The following is a 20,108-nucleotide window of genomic DNA, read 5'->3' as shown; positions in this document are numbered from 1 at the left end:
TCTAGTGGTTAAGGTAGACAAAATAAACGTTAAGTTATGGCTCATTCTCATTTTAAGCAGTTTGATTCCGCTTATTTATACAACAACAAGAATTCATTTCATTGGTAATATGCCCAGCTCTTGGTCGTTTAGCATTGCGGCTCAAGTTGCGTGGCTAAATATCGGATATGAGGTGATTAGCGAAGCATTGCTACTTCCTCTTGCATTCATACTAGGTCAGGTGATTAGGGACTCTAAGGCATTTCAGCAGAGGGCAACCGCATCTTTGGGAGTGGTAGTACTGATCTATGCAGTAGCAACAACGCTTGTCTTCGTATTTACGCCACAATTAGTTTCAGCCATGCAACAGCAAGAAAGCTTGCTAGCCCAAACCATAAAGTATATTCGATTAGAATCCATCGCTATTTTTGTATCAAGCACTTATCTGTTCTTCAACCTTGTGTTAGTACTTCACAATAAACAGAAGGCATTGTATTGCTTGCTGGTTGTGCAAACAGTATTGACGGTTCTTTGCGATACGTTGCTGGTTAGTCAAATGCCAGTTTCATTACAATTGGGAGTGACGGGTATTGCAATCACCAACATCATGGTGAATTCATTATTGGTTGTTGTTTCATATAAGTTGCTTTCAATCAATGACATCGACCTAGACCCACGAGTTATTACTTTCGAAAAATCCCAGTGGCTCAAAGAGTGGTTCAAAATCGGAAGTCGATCAGGATTGGAATCATTCGTCAGAAACACAGCGTTTGTCGTCATGATTTTGCAACTCATGAACCAATTGCAACATGCGGGAACTTTCTGGGTAGCAAATAGTTTTATTTGGGGGTGGTTATTACTACCAGTATTGACGTTAGGGCAGTTAGTCAAACAGGATGCTGCAACCAATAACGGGCTAAGTTCCCAAAAGGTGAATCGTTATTTAACCGTTACGTGTGGGGTATTTGTACTTTGGTTTGTATCGGTACCACAGTGGGAAAGTTTTATTCATCACGTTATGGGAGTGAGCAATGCTGTGGAAGTCGCTAGTCTTGTTTATCTGTTGGCTGGTTTCTACATTATTTTTGCACTCAACAATGTTATTGATAGCTATTTCTATGGCATTGGTCGGACTGACTTAATGCTTTATCAGTCTTTGGTTGTGAATACTCTTTTTTATGGTTCAGCGTTTATTTGTTATCAACTTGGTTGGTTTGTCCCCACACTCGATCGCGTAGCCATGATGTTTGGCTTAGGTATCACCTTCGATGCTGTTATAACGTGGGGTCTTTATATCATGCTAAGAAAGCAGCAATTACCGAGAAAACGGGTCGTTGCCTAAACAAAAGAGAAACAAGTCTTCGGCAGTTGATTTTAATACTGCCATGTGGACAGGGAGAGATTAAGGAAATGAATAAACAGTGCTATCGAGAAAACGGTTACTTCCTGGTAGACGATGTTCTTTCGGATAAAGCCAAAATATTGTGTGAGGATGTTCATGCTGCTATTGGAAAGATGGCTAAATCTATTGATTTAAATACGAGTACATATCTAGAGTCGGTATGCCGCTGGGACGGTCCCAGTGCGATTGTTGAGCATCTGACAGCCAATGTGATTGAACGTTTGGAACCCATTGTCTCAGAAATACTTGGTTCTAATATTGAAGTCGTTAGAGCTTCTATCATCTATAAATCGGGTGAAATAAATAAAGCGACACATGGGCACCAAGATTCAGGGTATTGGCGTATAAATAAGTCAGAGACCTATGACTTAACTACCTGGATAGCACTTAATGACATTAACTCGTCTAATGGTGCACTACGTATTTTGTCAGGAAGTCATAAACATGGTGCAGACGTTCAATCAGATTTTCTAGCGAAAAACTTTGTTGATCCCGCAATATTCTGGGGAAATAGTTCTCATACCCTAGAGATGAGAAGCGGCTCCGTTGCGGTATTTTCTCCAAGTTTATGGCATGCATCGCACAGTTGTGACAGCGGTAAAACTCGCATGGCGTTTGTGATTCGTTGGAGAGCTATCCCCTCTCAATATGTGCTGGAGGATATAATCGGTACGGTAGATGCTGACCCTGAGAAATTTGGGATGATGAATTCTGCTAACCTCCTAGAACGTACACTTAAGCGCGTTTTAGATACAGAACGTTTCCCTTTACCAAATTCTTTAGACCAACTAATAAGTGTTGTGTTGGAACATAACCTGACTTCTGTTTTTCCAGAACCTCAAAAAGCTAATAAAGCGTTACGTCGATTGCAGATACTCCGGCTTGCTAAGGTTCATGGAGGTAATGACCTTGGGAATGGGATTTGGGAGGACATTCGGGACTATGTTGTTGAGACTGATTGAACGGTTTTAGCCAAAGCATATGTTAGACATTTTGGTGCAATGATGTCTTGATTTGCTCCCGCAATACTGAACACTCATCTAGGTAAGTTGGAGTATCCATACTTCAACTAATTCATATTTTTCTAAATTAGTAACTACGATAAAACATTCTGTCCAGTCGCAAGGGCGTAAGACGCCTTTGGGCTTATCCTTTGAAGGCGCTGCTAGTCGCGAGAACGGTTCTTAGTCTCTAAGTTTATCTTCGCGCCATTTTTTGCAAGGTTAAATATGGCTTTATTGAAGTCAGACTCAAGACGTTTATGTTTCTCACTACCTTTATCATTTGAATGGATTGCTTCTAAAGAACCCAAGCACATCTCAATAATTTTCGCGTGTTCTTTACGTAGTTCTGGGAAATAAAGCTCATTTAACAGGTGCATCTCATTAGATACTTCAATGAAACCGTTCTCCATGATTTCTTCAAATGTATCCCCATAAACGGTGAACCTTAACTTATACGCAAGACGCACGTATTCCTCTAGCTTCTGCTGTCTGGTGGTGTACATCTCTTGTTTCTTCCAGACCTGATGTTCGATGTCCTTTCTTACACCCTCGGTAGCTTTGGTTAATAAGACCTGCTGTCTTTGTATCTCAGCGATATTCTTAGACAAGGCTTTTATTTCTGCGTCTTTCTTTAGATAAGCCCCAATGTAGCCAGAGATACCAGCGACAAAGCCAGTGCCTAGAAGGAGTATTAAGTCTTTAGACGTCCATAACGCTTGTCCTGCTTCAACACTTTCCCCAGCCATGTAATCCCCTATAAATAAAATGGAAACTTGCTATGATACTACCAGAGGTTTATATAGGGAAGGTGGTGGTTTTCCTGTGATTTGTAGCTGTAACTGACGTTTCGACAACAATGTACTATTTCATCTTTTTTCTCAAACGTCGTAGCCCCCTAAGTAAGTGCTCAGGATCTTCATCTGTTGTGGATCAGAATATTTGGTCATCACTTTGTAGATTGTTGGAATGCTTTCCCTAGCAGAACTTATCCAAAATTTCTTTGTCTCTCGAAATTCGTAACACGTCTTTGTCCAACTGCGAGTCAGCTTAGTTTCTGCTGACATGTGATCACCAAGCGATTCTGTCGTATTCGATATAGGAATACACGTATTAGCAAAGTGGCTAATCAATTCAAGTTAAGATGTGTACGTATACTCAGCGACTTGTTGATATAGCATTACAGAGCACCGAGGTTTGTAGTTGGTTGGTCTTACCTTTATATGCATCATTTAATAGCAAATTGGCTATGGCGAGAGTAGACCCTGTCGGTGTTCTTGATTTAAAAAAGAGGATCAAAATAGCTAAAGAAAAGTACCGAGAAGCTATACAATACTCAAGTTGCGAGATCGCAGCATGGGATACACATTCACAGGAAACCTCAAAGTAGCCACATATGTCTAAAGATTTTAGTTTCACCACAGAATACTCCCTCGACAAGACCTTTTTTGCAGAGTGTTATGATCAAACTAGCCGTCCTACTGAATTTCCAAAAGACTATTTAAAAGGAATAATTTTTCTTCTTTTTGGTGTGGTTTTATTAGAATTTGAGCTATTACCCAGCGGTTACGTTGGTTGGTTCTTTATTGTTTTGAGTATTGTTGAGGCATTCAGTATTTATTTTAAGAGAACCTGGTGGTTATGGCGACAAGCATTCAGCACGAGCTCTGGCAGCAAAGTGGTATTTCAGGTTGACTCTAACGGTGTGAGCTATAAAAGCGGTAAAAACACCCGTAGCATCGCCTGGAGTGAAATCGACCAACTTGAACAAAGCGACTTAGGGTTTATCCTTCATATGGGTAAACTGCGCCAATATGTCAGTAAATCTTGCTTAAATGATGAAGTGATCGCGTTCATTGTAGAGCAGCACGCAGTATCAAAAATGGACTAACGTCATGCGCGCAAAATAGCGGTAATAAAACGAATACGATCAGGTCTTTCATTTTGCTTTTGATAAGAGTGGTTTAGTTCCTAGCTAGGGGTGTCGTGGATGAGAGGATTTGGCCAGCTACATGTAGGTTGGCTGAATGATTGTAATACTAGAACTAACTCGTAAAGTCAGAGTGTTCGATGGTTCGTGACGTGTTACAGCTAATAGTTATCTATCACCCTTAGTGTTCAGGTGAACACCTAGCTTTCCAATACCTATAGTAATGGAGACAAGATACAAAACCCGCCCCTGTTATTCGGCTTTTGAAGGGTGATGGTTGTGGGTAACGAGAATTGTCTTAAGTCGTTGGCAAACACGTCGTTAACCAATCAATAAAGGCTTTGTTCCTTGGCCTTGTTTGTTGCCCTTGAGGGCAGATCAAATAGTAACCGCGTCCTGAGGGTACGCTTTCAAAAGGCGCGATTAGATCGTTCGTTTGCAGTTTTTCTTCTACTAGTGCGACTCTCCCCATCGCCATACCCATCGAGTAACTTGCTGCTGATATTGCCATCTCAGCATGGTTGATTAATACACTCGCTTCAGGAATTACTAGCTTTTTGACTTGCTCATCTTTCTGCCCATCGAGCCAATACTTCCATTCATATTGCGGTTGGTTTGATTCAAGCGATTCTGAGCAATGAATCAAGGTTAAAGCCCCAAAGCTATCAACCAGAAGCTGATTATTTTCAAACTGGCCACCTTTGAGATGGTGATCTTTGAAATGAATAGCGCCAAACTGGTTCTCAAAATAGTCAGGAGAACAAACCGGAGTAATATATTCATCAAACAACTTTTGGCTGAAAAACTCAGCGTGATGCCCTTCACTATAATAAATAGCCAAGTCCACCGGCTCGTGTTGAAAGTTTAGCGGACTCGCCTTCACTCTTAGCTTAATTTTCAAGTTAGGGTACATCGCTTGAAACTCAGGTAAGCGCTTTAGCAACCAACTTTGAGCAAAGGTCGGTGCAAGGCCAATGTACAGCTCGCCACTTAACTCCTTAAACTTAATATCGTCTATTTCAGAATAAATTAGATCAAAGGACTGGTTAAGTGCCTGTAACAACCGCTCCCCTTCCACCGTCAACTCTAGGCGCCTTGTCAGGCGCACAAACAACATAAAACCTAGCTCTTGCTCTAGCTGTTTGATTCGTTGACTCACTGCACCTTGAGAAATAAATAACTCTTCCGCTGCTTTGGTAAAGCTTAAAAACTTCGCCGCTACACTAAACGTGTGCATGTTGGTGAACACTTGTTGTTTTCTACCCATTTGAACGGAGTATTCCACTTATGAATTAGCATAACTAATCTATAGCAAACTTTGTTTGGTTTGTCGTGCCTCCTCAATGTGTATTTAATTAACTTAACTAATCCATAAAGAGGAAACCTCATATGAATAACCAACTTAAAATTACAATTATTGGTGCTGGCTCTAGTTACACTCCCGAGCTCATTGAAGGTCTCATTCATCGTAGCGGCGAGCTTCCGATTGGGCAGCTTTGGCTAGTCGATATCGAAGAAGGTTACGAAAAGGTGAACATCATCGGTGACCTAACACGCCGTATGCTTGCTAAAAACAATTTGGAGCACATTGAGGTTCACGTCACGCTTGATCGTAGAAAAGCGCTGAAAGATGCTGATTTTGTTTGTTCTCAGTTCCGCGCAGGCTGCCTAGAAGGCCGTATTCGTGATGAGCGTATTTCTCTAAAGTACGGCATGATTGGTCAAGAAACCAATGGCCTTGGTGGCTTTGCTAACGCTTGTCGTACAATTCCTATCGCGCTTAAAATTGCTCGTGAAATGGAAGCACTGTGTCCCGATGCATGGTTGCTCAATTTCACCAACCCATCAGGCATAGTGACAGAAGCGATTCTTAAGCACACCAAAGTGAAAGCGGTCGGCCTATGTAATGTGCCAGTGATCATGCAAAAAGGCATCGCCAAAATGCTTGATGTCAACGAGCAAGACTTTATCTTACAAGTGGCAGGTTTGAACCACTTCATTTTTGCTCGTCAGGTGCTGCTTAACGGTCAAGACAAACTGGAAGACATTGTTGATGAGATGCTGTCAGGTAATGATACGCTTGTTCCAGCGAACATACCGGCATTCGAATGGCCAGAAAAGCTGTTGCGTAACATGGGGATGATTCCATGTGCTTACTTGCGCTACTACTACACCAGCCAAGATATCATGCAACAAGAAATCCAAGAGGCAGATGGTGAAGGTACACGTGGCGAAGTGGTTAAGGCAATGGAAGAGCGTTTATTCAATATCTACGCTAATCCAGATCTTAACGAGAAGCCAAAAGAGCTAGAAAAACGGGGCGGTCAGTACTACTCAGAAGCAGCTTGTGAACTAATGAGTTCTATTCACAACGACAAACGTACTATCATGCACGTTAATACACGAAACAATGGCGCAATTGCAGGTCTTCCAGATGACTGCGCGGTTGAAGTAAGCAGCATGATCACTAAATCTGGCCCAGTGCCATTGAACGTTGCACCGTTCCCTTCAGATACATTGCGTCTGATTCAAACAATGAAAGATTTTGAATCGCTAACGGTTGAAGCAGCAGTAACAGGTGATCGTAATGCAGCACATCGAGCGCTAATTCTGAACCCATTGGTCACGACAGGCAGTATTTTAGAAGAAGCATTAAATGAAACCATTAACGCAAACTTAGGGTTTATGCCTCAGTTCAGTTAATCAATTACCTATCTATAGATTAGGGGCTGTGTTATTGAACAGCCCCTTCTTTACTTTCATTAACTCGCTGTTAATCTAACAGGGAGCCTTACCTTGTATTCATAGGTATTTATTGCGTGCTTTTTTCTTACCGCTACCTGCTGGTTTTGCCATTGGTTTATTTGCGGCTAAAAGCTCTTCACTAATAACGTCGTCGACTTCAAAACCTTCAACTTGCTCACGTTCAAGTCGGATCTTATTCTTCTTTTCGATGACTTTGAAGTGATGATAATCTTCATAATCGATTAGTGATAATGCTAAGCCCACTTCACCCGCACGGCCACTTCGACCAATACGGTGCATGTAGTCTGCTGGACTTCTTGGTAAATCAAAATTGATCACCACTGGCAATTTTTCGATATCTAAACCACGGGCAGCAATATCCGTGGCAATTAACACTTCAATTTCGCCCGATTTAAATGCCTCAAGTACACGGCTACGAGCACCCTGCCCTTTGTCGCCATGGAACACTTCAGCATTAATGCCACGTTTGTGAAGCTTATCCGCTAAGTGTTCACAGCTTTTTTTAGCATTAACGAAGATCAGTGCTTGTCGCCATTGGTTTTGATTAATCAAATGCGCTAATACAGCTGTTTTTTCACCTTTGTTAACAGTGAAAACGCGCTGTACTAAAGTACTCGCATCAGCACTTTGCAGTTGAATTTCAACAGGATCGTTAAGTAATTCTTGAGTTAACGTCTGAACTTTTTCAGGGAAGGTCGCAGAGAACAATAGCGTCTGCTTTTTCTTTGGCAATAATGCCAACAGCTCAGATAGCTCTTCAGTAAAGCCTAGGCTTAACATACGATCGGCTTCATCAAGCACTAAGGTTTTAACCCTATCGAGCTTAATAGCATTACTTGAAATTAAGTCGAGTAATCGGCCAGGCGTTGCCACCAAAATATCAGTACCACCGCGCAGGGCGAGCATTTGAGTATTCGCTGACACACCACCAAAAACAGCAACCGTTTTAATTGCGCCGTTAAAATGTACCGCATAAGATTTAATGCTGTCTGCAACTTGCTTCGCTAGTTCACGAGTAGGGACTAAAATCAGCCCAGTAACATAGTTACCTTTACCAGTTTTGTTACTCTGTGTGTTGTCCGCATATAAGTGCTGCAACATAGGCAGTGCAAAGCTAGCCGTTTTACCCGAACCGGTATTCGCCCCAGCAATTAAATCACGCCCTTCTAATACACTTGGGATAGCTTGCGCTTGAATGGGCGTTGGCTGTTGATATTCCAGCTCAGTTAATCGAGCTAACAAGGGTGGAATAAGGCCAAGTTCTGTAAAGTTGGCAGGCGTTGTGACAGTGGTCATTAATATAAAAGGCTCAAAGCTAAAAAGTAATCCGCTATTTTAGCGTATTTATGCCTGTTAAGTTAGTGAATTCGGTCGAACGCTCCGGAATGTCATTCCACCCGTATAGTTCGAATTTAACTGGGTATGGGTATGGGTACATATCCCTACTAAATCGAATTCATATTACTATCAGCAAGAATAATAGCCGTAACAAGCTTTTGCCCATCAACATGTTTGAACGCTTCGCTTAAAACAAAACTTGATTGCTTTGCGTTTTAAGTCGCATTTTTTTCAGAAAATCACTTCTATACTGAGGGTAATCCGACTGAAGAGGTAATGCCTATGCTAAATGAAAATCATGCCTTCATCTTAGATTTCCCAGATCTTAAACTAGACATTGTTCAACTCAACCACGACGACCCAACATTTAAAGCCGATCTTCAGCAGTATCATGAGCTTGATTATGATATCCGCCAGCTGGAGATCTCAGGCAGCCCTATTGATGATGACAGCATGCATAACCTGAAGCTTCAGCGTATGACATTAAAAGACATGCTATATAAGCAGCTAACCAAGCATCATGAGCAGGCAAGTAACTAACTCATCTGAACATATAAAGCCTATATAAAGCACTTGTGCCGTTGCAACGACAAACGTTGCAACGCCTAAAGCACCGCAACTCTTCGGCGACGCCCTCGCCCATGCATCCTCCCCCTGTAATAGCATGTAATAACGCCACTGAATGCTTGAAGCTATGATTTTTATCAGAGCCTTAAGCACCACGGACTAATGCAGTCCAAGGCACTAAGCATTCATTTATGGAGAATTAAAATGTTTAGTTCGTTATTGAATAGTATTCAGGGAATTAATAGTAAATCTGTAAACAGCTCTGAGGCAACTATAGAAGAAGTTCTTAAAAGCCTCCCCGCTGATTTAAAACAAAATGAAGAATATTTCATCAATGTGATCGCTCGTTCGATCGAATTTCTAAAGTCAGAAACTGAAGAGCTAACTCTGCCAACCATTAACTTAAACCTATCGAAAGAAAACGCCTTACCGCAGTTTATGTGGGGCTTGCTGTGGGACGAATGGGAAAAAACACCGCAAGATGGCACAACTATTTTTTTGCAAGACTATGCTGAACGCGGTGAGAACAATCGCAAAAAGAAAGCCTATTTTTCTGCCTTAACTCCAGATTTATTTAATGACGCTTATCGCGATAAAGTTAGCTGCTTTTTCGAACAACTACTTGATAAAGACAATATCGATAAACCTATTATGTCCAATTATCAAAATAGTTATCTTGACCTTTTTTGGTCTTTGCATCTGGATGTAATGCCGAGTGATATCCCCGATTATGCCAAAGGTGTCGGCCTAAATTTCATGAACTGTCTGGCACTAGTGACGCCTCTCGTGCCATTGAGTGAAGACAATGCAATAGAACGTATGCATTCCTACTATAAAAGTTATATGTACGTCCGTGAAAACCGCAGCAAGTTAGACAGCTGGATCAAACCTCATGTAGACACCATTGTCGCCAACCCTGATAGATATACGAATACTTTTGTCCACTATTGGGATATCAACGGTGATAAGAGCATGGCCGGTGGGCACTTTGAGAAAAACGACATCGTGTTTGAGTGCTTCCACAATTTTCTTGCGCTTAGCCAGTGGGGCAACGTTATCTATAACATTATGGATTTATTAAGAGAAGATAATAACGAACCACAGGCCCTCCAAATTCAGGCGTATCATCAGGAATTGATGAGTGGGGACTATAATGCTAAAGATGGCGACTTTACCAAGCTAGACTATTTTGTGTTTGAGTTACTACGGGTCATTATGCCAAATGATGGCAGCATTTCTCGCGTAAAGTACGATGGAAAAATCAATCAATTCACCGATACCTTAAATATTCATAACCACATCACAATAGGCAATAGTCCTTTGCACTGGTCAGATACCGAGCTAGTTGACCATAAAGACGTCGCCCCGTTTAATCCTGATCGTTATTTAGATGTACCACGCAGCAATACCATCGACAACGATGCATTAAAACAAGTTGCTGGCTTAGCTCGCTGTCCATTTGACCATAACAAGGTCAAGTTAGCAGACGGCCGTACTATCGAAAACAATGCCTATGGCACGACATATAGCAGCCATTCTGCGGGGCAATGCCCAGTTGTTGAAACAGCAGGTTATTCACCGTTCGGCTTTGGCTACCGCCGCTGCCCTGGGGAGTTATTTACCGTAGATATATTCAAGACTTTCCTTATTACTGCATGGGAAAACAATATAGGTTTTAAATTAAATGAAGACACCACTCATGAACCGATAGCAGTCGCTCCAGCTACGTTTGTACCTGACAACATTACTTTCATTGTTAAATCTTAACTGGCTTTACAGTGAGCACTTAGATGCCGCCCCTAACTTACATATATTAAGGAATTAACTATGCCTCATTTTACCAAGGAAGAATTAGGACATTGCAAAGCTCTTCCCGAAACAGCAAAAACTGTTGTCGTCGGCGCTGGAATGTCTGGCCTATACAGCACTTGGCGCTTACTTAATGAAACTGATGACAACCAAGATATGGTTATTCTAGAGCGTAGTAGTCGGACAGGTGGTCGCTTGGATTCCGACTTAATTAAGTTCAATGATGGCAGTGTCGTTAAAGAAGAAGAAGGTGGTATGCGTTTCTTATTTGAAGGCATGGACAATCTAATGGCGCTCTTTTTAACCTTAGACCTTGCTGACCAAATAGTACCATTCCCTATGAATAGTGGTGGAAATAACCGCCTCTGTTTTCGTGATCAAAGTTTTGATAATAGTGAAGCTGTAAAAGATAACTATGCCATCTGGAGTGATCTGTACAACCTTGCACCAGCAGAGCGTGGAGTGAACCCAAAAGATATCGTCAATACCGTTTTTAATCGTATTTTACAGGCAAATCCAGAGTTTAAAGCGCGCCCTGAAAACCTCGGCCCTGAGTTTTGGCAGCAATTTCGTCTAGACTGCCAATGGAATGGTGTGCCATTGAATGAGTGGTCACTATGGGACCTATTCACCGAGATGGGTTACTCAAACGAATGTATTACAATGCTATATCGGCTGTTAGGTTTCAATGGTACTTTCTTGTCAAAAATGAACGCAGGTGTCGCATACCAATTATTGGAAGATTTCCCCGCGGATGTTAAATTTAAAACATTCAAAGAAGGTTTCAGTACATTGCCAAATAAACTGGTAAAGGAAATTGGCCCTGAGCGTATCTTCTTACAAACTTCCGTTGAAAATATCGATAAACAAGAAGGCGATACTCATTTCACTATTACCTGTCACCAAACTGATGCACAGGGAAACATAGAAGTGAAAACTATACGCGCAGAGAAAGTTATTCTAGGTTTACCGCGCTTAGCTTTGGAAAAACTTTTTGTTAAGTCCAATGCATTTAACCGACTAGCCCCAGAGAAATCACAAAAACTCTGGGATACCCTGCAAACAGCCACGAACCAACCGCTGCTAAAAATAAACTTGTACTACGAGAATGCCTGGTGGGGAACAGGGATCACAGATCGGCCTTCCGTTGAATTTGGACCTAACTTTTCTGACTTACCAACTGGCACTGTCTACCCATTTTATACCATCAGTAACGAAGTCGCGGCGGGCTTAGAGTACAGTGAACGCGAGAGTGACCCTACGCCAACAGTACAGAAAAAGCTAAATGAGATCAGTGACAGTAAATTTAAAAAGCCTGCTGCACTAACGATCTACTGTGACTATTTAAATATTAACTTCTGGAGTGGTTTACAAAGTAATGGCGCGCTATTCAACTCACCGATGCAAGAGCAATGTAGCGCTAAGGTACCACAAACCACCTTCCCTGCATCTCAGGCAGTGGTGCGTGAAGCCACTAAGTTTTTCAAGAAAATCTTCAATAGTCATTATGTTCCAGAGCCTGTGATGACCAGTGCGAGGATCTGGGAAGGGAACGTCGAATTTGAGACTAAGCCCAGCCAGCAATTTGGATACGGAGTACATCAATGGGCAATAGGTGCGGATGATCGCCAAGTAATGGAAGACTTGGTTGAACCAATCGAAAACCTCTATACCTGTGGGGAAGCGTTCTCGGATTATCAAGGTTGGGTGGAAGGTGCATTACGTTCAACCAATTTGGTTTTACAAAAAGGGTTTGGTTTGACTTCTATCAGCCAAGTATACAGTGATAAACATGAAAACCAGTCTCCATCGGAGGCCATTTCCAAAATCTATGATAAGAATGTTACAGCTATGATCCAAGAGTATATTGATCCAAACTATCAACCAGATCAAACAGGGAAACCGAAAGTCAAGAGAGCTTTCAACAGCTGCATTGGCGTAGACTTGAAATATTCACGCTAATTCTTTCTATTTTCGAAACTGAAAACTAGAAGAACTCCGTGGTCATAGATGGTTTGCCTCATCAACACCGACTAAAGTTTGTGTTATGTATAGTGAAAGAGGCAAACCATTACGGCTGCGATRGGAACTAAAATTAGTCGGCGGGATCTCATGTCTGCCCCCATAACAACATCAGGCTCTCTTTATCACCCAAATCTTCCTTTATCTTCTGTTGGTAAAACTCAAGTTGCTGAAAACTTTGATCAGTGATCCCCCACTGCCGATATTCGTTATGCGTTAATTGAAAAAGATCCGCGACTGAATGACATCTTGCTAAGCCTTGGTTATCAAACAATGCTGCTATCGAAATTAATAAAGCGAAATAGTCATGTTCACGCTTGGCAACCAGAGCCGCTTGTGGGTAACGAAATGATGGGCTGAATTGGCTAAATCCTCTTTCTTGCCATTGTTCATTAACACGCCGCATATTTGAAAAGTCGATTAACGTTGCCTGACTTCCCTCCATGAAGATGATATTACCCGGTTTAATATCGCCATGTATCAGCCCTTCACGATGGAATAGTTCTAAATTATTTAAAGCGGACTCTAGGTATTTAGCCAGTGCTAGCCGATAGTGCTGCTTACTTTGATGCTCATCGAACCAATTAGATGCTGAACGCCCCGGTATAAAACTCGTCGTTAAAACGCATCTGTTCGCATTTTTATAAAATGATAGGCATTCTGGTATGTGTGCATTGATGTATTTTAACCGATTTAACCAGTGTGCCTCCCTTTGTAACGCGTAAGCACTTTCTAAGGTTTCACCAAACTTCACTCGGTATGACTGCTGCTTACCCTCGACAAGCAAGCAACATCGACCAATTAACGTTCGTCGACCTTCCGGTAGTATTTCCTCAAGCCATGCAGGATAAAGACTGTCACTCATAATTTTTCCGGTAACTCTAACCCTTGGAAAAACCGCGGCGAGAATGGTTGCTCTCGCCCGTTCGACTTCACGATAAGATTGACGTAATTGTTATCCGCCAAATATTGCCAAGCTAAGTTGTCCGTCCCGACAATATTCGAACCTTGCATCTTATCCGCTACTCTGAACCATCCCCATTCACCAGCAAGTTTCTCTCGTGTACCTGCCCCGTTATTATCACGGGTGACAATAGAGATATCACTGATGCCATTACTCACTATCGGCCAACTTTGTTTACGCCACAATAATGGCCCGTTTTTATACTCAAACAATCTATTACCCGATTCGATTGAAAAACGGGTTAATGACGGCGACATACGATCTGCTTTTAACAAAAACTCAAAACCAACTTTATCGTTAGAAAAAATGCCACGCTGTAGCCGTTGGACTGTTGCCTCCAAAGAGCGATACTGATTAGAGACAATCATATTTTGGTGGGGAATAAAGCCGCGTATTACCGTTTCGCCAAAGCCACCGGAATCAAAGTAACCATCATATTTTTGTACAAAGTTGTCGAACAACCCACCCCGCTTAAAGAAATCTTCGAAGTCGCTAATTGAAGTATCAAACATCGACTGTTTATCAAATGGGTAACGTCCTTTGAAACGCTTGTTGTAGAACCGATAGATGCTATCCCAATCTTCATTGATATAAGTTCGTGAAGCACTCAAAGCCAGCTCATTAATCATCAACGCCTGCCCTCTCATTAGAATAGGGAGGATAGGATCATCATAGTTATTAGATAGCTTATACAAATGCGCGATTGGCGTACTGGTATCTGCATTTTTAAGCTGTTCTAGGTAATATTCACCACGGCTTCGCACTTCCTTTGAATTTTCTATCCATTCAAGTGATAGCCGTAACTGTTTTAATGCTACGGCTAACTTACTTTGGCCTGTATCACTCGCAGCAAGCAATTGGTGAATATTTAAAAATGGCATGGCTATCGAGTTCGCGACACGTTCAATAGTGTCACTACGTAACGCATTGGGATTTTCTCCACCCTCTGCCTTTTTCTCTGATATTGAATCTGCTCTATTGGCAAGGCGTGTATGGGTATCAATAAGTCGATAGAGTTGCGCCAAGGGTGAATAAAGTGGATCGGTAGCCACTTCAAGCTGAATGGTAGTCTCTCCCCAAGTCGTTACCTCAGCCCAAACCACATTGGCTGTTAATGACTTCCAGAATTTCACATAATCATTAATATAGCGCTCGCGTAACTGACGATTAATACGGTTCATTTCTGCTTCACCGCTAATACGCCCCATTACACCTTCATAAGCTTGAGTCGCCTCAGACGCCAACTGCAAGCCTGTCTCATTGGTCAGTTCATCAAAACCTTCACGCGTAAACACATAAGGCACAAGGTAGCCACTAAAACCAGACGTGAAGGTAAATATTGATTTATATGCTGGAGAGAGTTGTTTACGTATATCAATCCGGCGAGAGAAGTTAGGGTGCTGCATTATGTGTTGATACAACAGCTCACTCATGTCATTTAAAGAAAGTGAAGCTCTCACTAATGCTAACAGCTCCGCATCTGATTGCGGAGGGACTGCACCACTATTTAAAGCATCCATCGCAAGTGATTCAAAATGCTCAAGAAGAACGGCATCACCTTCACCTTCTTCTTTCAACGCCGCGATATAATAGTTAACCAAAGCGCCGACATCTCGTCTGTTCGGGTTATACAAAAGCTGGTGATAATTGAGCAACTCAAGTGTTTTCACTTTATCGTCTAGCGAGTTATAAACGAACATATCCTTTAAGATATAGTCTCTCATTATTGTTAAAAGCACAGAATTCAGCTCTTGATAATACGCACTTTCAACATATGTTTTTATGCTCGAGTCTGGTAACCATTCTGATAAGTCATACCATGGTGTTTCATCTTTTTGATAGAGCAGATTAATTGCACGTAGCTCTGATAAGCTAAAAACTGGCGAAGAAAGATCGTCGGGCACAATCACATTGTTTTTTAAGTTCTCTTTATAACGCTCAAGCATTACAAGCGCTTTATTATCCATTTTTTGCTGACTTTCATAACTTGCTTGCAGTAACAAAACGAAAAATGAAAGTACTAAAGCCAAGCAAGCCAAAATAGCAATTCGAGAGAAACGATAACGCCACTCTTTGGCACGATAGACGCCCACCAAGTTAGCTTCATTAATAATACAGCTACGAAACAGTTTTTTGCTGAATAAGCTTAAGCTGGTTTCTATCGCTGGATCAGACGCGAGGCTATCAAAGCCCAGCTCTGCTGCATTCATAAAAGTCAGTATATCTGTCGCGGTAGACTCACCACCCGCGTTCAATAAGAAGTAACCTCTAAAATGTAAGGCAACATCATCAAATTGGTGCTGGTTAAACGTCGCTGCCAAAAAATCTTCAATATCAAACCGAAGCGCTGATAGCTGGAAAATACCTGATACCGTGGATTCACGATAATCATCATTAAGCTGCTGTTTCAACGCTTCACTCATGGTCACTGACAACCGCTGGATCAAGTCATCAAACGAGGTATCAAACCAGCCTTTATCGTAGCCACTCCCTTGTATTGCTGGCCTTAGTGCGCCAAAGGGTTGTTCTCGGTCGACTTCACTCAGTGTTGAAAAAAGCTCACAACAATCCTTTATGCCAGCCAGATGAGTAAATATACAGTAGGTGGGAATAGACAAACCAGTACGGCTATTAAAGTCAGCTAAATAGCCTCTGTATTTCAAACTTGTTTCATTTACCGCAATTTCATCACTTTGTGCGAGTGTCTTAAGATTTAATGTACATAAGACCCCATTAATAGCTTGGCGCTCCCTCTTCTTCATGACTAAATCGAAAAGAGTCGCAATGCTTTCTTTAACGGTTTCCTGAGGATGGCTCAAATCTATTGATATCAAAACGGCATTATCAGAGCCCCAGAAATGCACAGGGCTTAAAGTATCATCCGACACCTCAGATGATTCAACGGCTTCAAAGCCAACCTGACGAAGGAAGGTCGTATCCTCATTCAGGTTATTAGTTAAATGAATATACCAAGGTATTTGGTATGGGTTCGCGTTCAAGCCCGAATGATTTTTCCATATGACTGAAAACCGACTTTTTATCGCTTGAGCCTGCCGTTGTTGCCGCTTGACGTTATCTTCATCGACAACTGGTTTAGGGCGACGTAAAAAATAGAACATCCCCCCTCCCACCAGCGCCATTTCGAGCACAATCGCAATAACTTCCAAGATCAGCAACCATTGAGGTGTGAAGCTATACCAGCCCAATGACCACAAGGCGACGCATGTTATGCCAGCAGTAGCTAATGCCAGCAACGATGAAAATATAATAGCTTTGCTTTTTCCCATCACATTACCTACTAACGCTTCTCACTAAAAATGAACGCATCTTCTATTCCTTGCTGCTTTGCGGTCGCAAGAGTCTGAATCGCCACTTCCTTATTTTGGGCGAAACTCAGTAGTCGATACTTCCCTCCCCACTCTCCGATTGAGGTATTGGGGATCGCCTTTTCATATTGTGATTGAAACCTCTCAACATTCTGCCGTGTATTAAACGTGGCAAGCTGTACCGCCCATACTTGCGAGCCCACGGTAATTTCTTCAGGGATTGAGACTATTATTGCTGGTTGTAAACCCGCTGAACGACCCATATCAGCAGGTGTGCTCGTATAGATGTATTCATTGTCCTGAGCACTTTCTATCCGATAGAAATCATCAGTAAAATCAGTTAACTGAGTAAACGGCATCGCTTTTTGTGGCGCAATACTCTCATACCAATAGTGCAACCCACCCCATAGACAGCAGATCAGAACAATAAACGTCACGATAAATCGACTTATTTTTATCGGCTTTTTCGGCCGCTGACTTTGTCCTGCTTGCTCAGTATCTGTAGTAATTGGGGCAACTCTATCAGACTGTGTATACAATCGTTTCTTTGCAAATACGGCTTCTTCCAATCGGTTAAGGATAGTATTTAGCTGCTCGCGGCCATCAACTCTGAACCGACCTTTAAAGCCAACTTTTAATAGAATAAAAATAAGCTCTAGCAAATCCACCAGCAAAACAGGCTGCAGTAATGCTCTTTCTGCCACAATATAAAACTGCTCACCGCCATTTTTGATCCCAAAGAGCTCGCTGACTAAACTCTGGTTTTCCCAGCCAGCAGCTTCTCCCCATGGCGAGTGAACAATTTGCTCGTCCAACATTGCAGCAAACATAAAGCACGTTTTATCCGCTACTGATGGTGGATATTCCAATTTGGCAATTTTATATTTAAGTTCCGTAATGGCTTGTTTTAGCTCAGCTCTAAATGCAAATAGATCCTCGGGGCATTGCATGCGTTTTACACTGACTGCAAAAGAGAGCAAGTCCGAGCTTTCGTTTAATAATCGATTCTCAAAAGGCTGTCCATTTTGCTGTGCCAACATATAACGCGCTTTGTTCTTCAACACATTTGCATGTGATAAGGGTATCCCCTGCGTACCCGGTTTACTTTTAGTCTCTGGGCGAACAGCTGCAAGCGTAATTGTTTCTTCATCAAACAAATCATTCATAATTTAACCCAACGCGTAGAGTTTGATCTGCAGTTCGGGAATTCGACTATCTACATGCAGCGCTATCGGCTCTCGATTCGTTTTAAGCTGCTGCCAATACTCATGCGATGGATCGATATCGAAATAGGCAACATCGGCTTGCGCCTTCAGCTCTGTTGGTGCAACAGGAAGTGCATTGACGTTTACACCTGATTGGCCATTGCGTACCAGTTCCACTATTTGGCTTAAACCGCTTAACGTGCAGCAACTCGGAAAGGTTTGTACCAACTCACCCGTCCCAACGGATGACTGTACCGATAAGACAAAGCGCTTCCCTTCTAGCTGATTAATATTTGGAATTGAAAGCCTTAGCAAACGGCGTTTATTGAAAAGTGTTGTATCCCAATCAAACTCTGTTACATTGTCACTTTGAACCATTGAAAGCTTTTCTCTAAGTTCAGCGAATAGCCCCGAGAAGACATTGGCCAAATTTTCCCTCGATAACATTTTTGGCGGTTCTGCTATCGCGGGAGCGAAACTATCCAATTCCGCAGAGAAAGCAACAAGCCCTTCATATAACACTTCAACCTGTGTTTCTGGCTGTTCCAATTTAAGGTGGAACCAAGGCAGCCAACGATTCAACGTTTGTAACCAAAGAAACTCCCTCATCAGACTCAAGTCACTCTTGGTTTTCTGACCTGCGCCAATACGCTGTACAACGTCTTTGGCTTTGACTTGACTAAGAATATACAACTCTTTAAACCGCTCTCTCAGCAAAGGCGAGGCACCGTACTGCAGACAGGTGGGAATAAAACTTTTATCGAGCAATACCTCACCGTCATCTTTACGCTCAAGGATTTTGGCAATAGGTAGCAAAGTAAGCCCTGTGACATCATCACCTTCAATAACAAGACGGATATTCGGCTCAGCAAGTTGCGCATCTATCGCACTTTGTCCCGAATCACTAACATCAAATAAGTTGCTATGTGAAACGGCATACCTGCGTAGTTCGGAAGCTTCACCGTATTCATTTTCTCCATCGACGGAGAGCGGTAACCCAAGATAAACCCGCTGGTTCAACGTACCTTCTGGCACTTCAAGAAGAAGTTCTTTTGTATAATCAAACAGCGTACCATCAGGAAAAATCCCGCAGCATTTCACCACGCCAAACTTGCCAAGTTTCAGATAGTTAGACTCAATGTCCAATATCGACACTCCAAAGCGTTGACCGCTAGAGGCTAATGACATGTATTTTTGAATATATTGATTAGTATGACGATCTTGTTGTTGAAAGTGCTGTGGGGCGATAAACATCCCCTCTTTCCATACCACTTTATTTTGACGTTTCAAAAGTAATACTCCTTAAAAAACATTCCACCAGGAATTCTCAACGGGTTGAGATACTTCCACCTTATTACTCGTGATACGTATAATGAGCGGATAATCTTCCGGTTTTTCCACTATTGCGGTATACGCTTTAGGGGTTGCCGATTCATAGTTTGCAAACTCAGCCAACACTGCAATGAACTTGGTTTGTTGTTGAACTTCTAATTGAAATGTTCTTTCTTCACCAGGGATAACAGGTTCAACAATTGTGGAGTCAATCAGTGAGTCAGACAAAACAGTTTTATCTGACTCATATAGCGTAATAAAATCTGATTTTTGAAAATTACCCGTGTCAGCTAGTTGGTATAAGCGGATAATAACAGGGCGTGACTGGCCATCTTCAAAAACATTGATATCTTCAGAAGCAGCTAGCTGGACTGAGATATCAAGTGTTGGCATAAATACCGTCTTATCATTCGAGCTGCACCCAAATAATAAGCTGAAGATAACTAACAATGCGCTATATATAATAG

At 42.0% G+C, this 20,108-nt stretch carries 15 protein-coding genes; 7 read left to right on the top strand and 8 right to left on the bottom strand.

Translation table 11 applies throughout. The features are described 5' to 3' along the window. Nucleotides 1–4: 4 nt before the first annotated feature. Nucleotides 5–1,321 (top strand): MATE family Na+-driven efflux transporter, encoded by a 1,317-nt coding sequence (locus L4D09_RS24755; RefSeq protein WP_428460215.1) that lies wholly within the window; start codon nt 5–7, stop codon nt 1,319–1,321. A gap of 68 nt (nt 1,322–1,389) precedes the next feature. Further along, nucleotides 1,390–2,343, top strand: coding sequence for a phytanoyl-CoA dioxygenase family protein (locus L4D09_RS24750; RefSeq protein WP_428460214.1), 954 nt, complete (start codon nt 1,390–1,392; stop codon nt 2,341–2,343). Nucleotides 2,344–2,546: 203 nt separating this feature from the next. On the opposite strand, the gene L4D09_RS24745 is transcribed toward L4D09_RS24750, so the two are convergent. Next, nucleotides 2,547–3,131 (bottom strand): hypothetical protein, encoded by a 585-nt coding sequence (locus L4D09_RS24745; protein ID WP_428460213.1) that lies wholly within the window; start codon nt 3,129–3,131, stop codon nt 2,547–2,549. A gap of 647 nt (nt 3,132–3,778) precedes the next feature. Between L4D09_RS24745 and L4D09_RS24740 the strand changes: the two genes are divergently transcribed. After that, the gene (locus tag L4D09_RS24740; protein WP_428460212.1) at nt 3,779–4,273 is read left to right on the top strand and encodes a YcxB family protein; all 495 of its coding nucleotides are present in this window, start codon (nt 3,779–3,781) and stop codon (nt 4,271–4,273) included. 337 nt (nt 4,274–4,610) lie between these two features. On the opposite strand, the gene L4D09_RS24735 is transcribed toward L4D09_RS24740, so the two are convergent. Next, nucleotides 4,611–5,579 carry a LysR substrate-binding domain-containing protein gene (locus tag L4D09_RS24735; RefSeq protein WP_428460211.1) on the bottom strand — a complete coding sequence of 323 codons (969 nt, stop codon included), beginning with the start codon at nt 5,577–5,579 and terminating at the stop codon, nt 4,611–4,613. Between the two features lie 122 nt (nt 5,580–5,701). Here L4D09_RS24735 and L4D09_RS24730 point away from each other — a divergent pair, with 122 nt between their 5' ends. Continuing rightward, a complete protein-coding gene (locus tag L4D09_RS24730; RefSeq protein ID WP_428460210.1) occupies nt 5,702–7,015 on the top strand; it encodes a 6-phospho-beta-glucosidase in 1,314 nt (437 codons plus the stop codon). Between the two features lie 99 nt (nt 7,016–7,114). On the opposite strand, the gene L4D09_RS24725 is transcribed toward L4D09_RS24730, so the two are convergent. Next, complete coding sequence (locus tag L4D09_RS24725; protein ID WP_428460209.1) at nt 7,115–8,374, bottom strand: DEAD/DEAH box helicase; 1,260 nt, start codon at nt 8,372–8,374, stop codon at nt 7,115–7,117. Between the two features lie 324 nt (nt 8,375–8,698). Between L4D09_RS24725 and L4D09_RS24720 the strand changes: the two genes are divergently transcribed. The 3 genes from L4D09_RS24720 (at nt 8,699) to L4D09_RS24710 (ending at nt 12,754) form a co-directional block, all read left to right on the top strand. Continuing rightward, entirely contained in the window at nt 8,699–8,956 is a 258-nt protein-coding gene (locus L4D09_RS24720) for an HP1242/YdcH family protein (protein WP_428460208.1), read from the top strand. 231 nt (nt 8,957–9,187) lie between these two features. Then, entirely contained in the window at nt 9,188–10,750 is a 1,563-nt protein-coding gene (locus L4D09_RS24715; protein ID WP_428460207.1) for a hypothetical protein, read from the top strand. 60 nt (nt 10,751–10,810) lie between these two features. Beyond that, nucleotides 10,811–12,754: a flavin monoamine oxidase family protein gene (locus L4D09_RS24710; protein ID WP_428460206.1), complete on the top strand. Its 1,944-nt coding sequence runs from the start codon at nt 10,811–10,813 to the stop codon at nt 12,752–12,754. Between the two features lie 148 nt (nt 12,755–12,902). On the opposite strand, the gene L4D09_RS24705 is transcribed toward L4D09_RS24710, so the two are convergent. From L4D09_RS24705 to tssJ, 5 genes are all read right to left on the bottom strand, one after another. Then, nucleotides 12,903–13,679, bottom strand: a complete 777-nt coding sequence (locus tag L4D09_RS24705) for a protein kinase domain-containing protein (protein WP_428460205.1) — start codon at nt 13,677–13,679, stop codon at nt 12,903–12,905. Then, nucleotides 13,676–17,065: a type VI secretion system membrane subunit TssM gene (gene tssM, locus L4D09_RS24700; protein ID WP_428460204.1), complete on the bottom strand. Its 3,390-nt coding sequence runs from the start codon at nt 17,063–17,065 to the stop codon at nt 13,676–13,678. Before tssM ends, L4D09_RS24705 begins: the two co-directional genes overlap by 4 nt. Before the next feature lie 11 nt (nt 17,066–17,076). Beyond that, nucleotides 17,077–18,270: a type IVB secretion system protein IcmH/DotU gene (gene icmH, locus L4D09_RS24695; RefSeq protein WP_428460203.1), complete on the bottom strand. Its 1,194-nt coding sequence runs from the start codon at nt 18,268–18,270 to the stop codon at nt 17,077–17,079. 3 nt (nt 18,271–18,273) lie between these two features. Then, entirely contained in the window at nt 18,274–19,599 is a 1,326-nt protein-coding gene (gene tssK, locus L4D09_RS24690) for a type VI secretion system baseplate subunit TssK (RefSeq protein WP_428460202.1), read from the bottom strand. Between the two features lie 12 nt (nt 19,600–19,611). Continuing rightward, nucleotides 19,612–20,108, bottom strand: a 497-nt coding sequence (tssJ, locus tag L4D09_RS24685) for a type VI secretion system lipoprotein TssJ (RefSeq protein WP_428460201.1), incomplete at its 5' end; no start/stop codon positions are given.

It is taken from the genome of Photobacterium makurazakiensis (assembly GCF_050336715.1).
In the GTDB taxonomy this organism is placed as follows: domain Bacteria; phylum Pseudomonadota; class Gammaproteobacteria; order Enterobacterales; family Vibrionaceae; genus Photobacterium; species Photobacterium makurazakiensis.
This window is presented reverse-complemented; position numbering and strand designations above follow the sequence as displayed.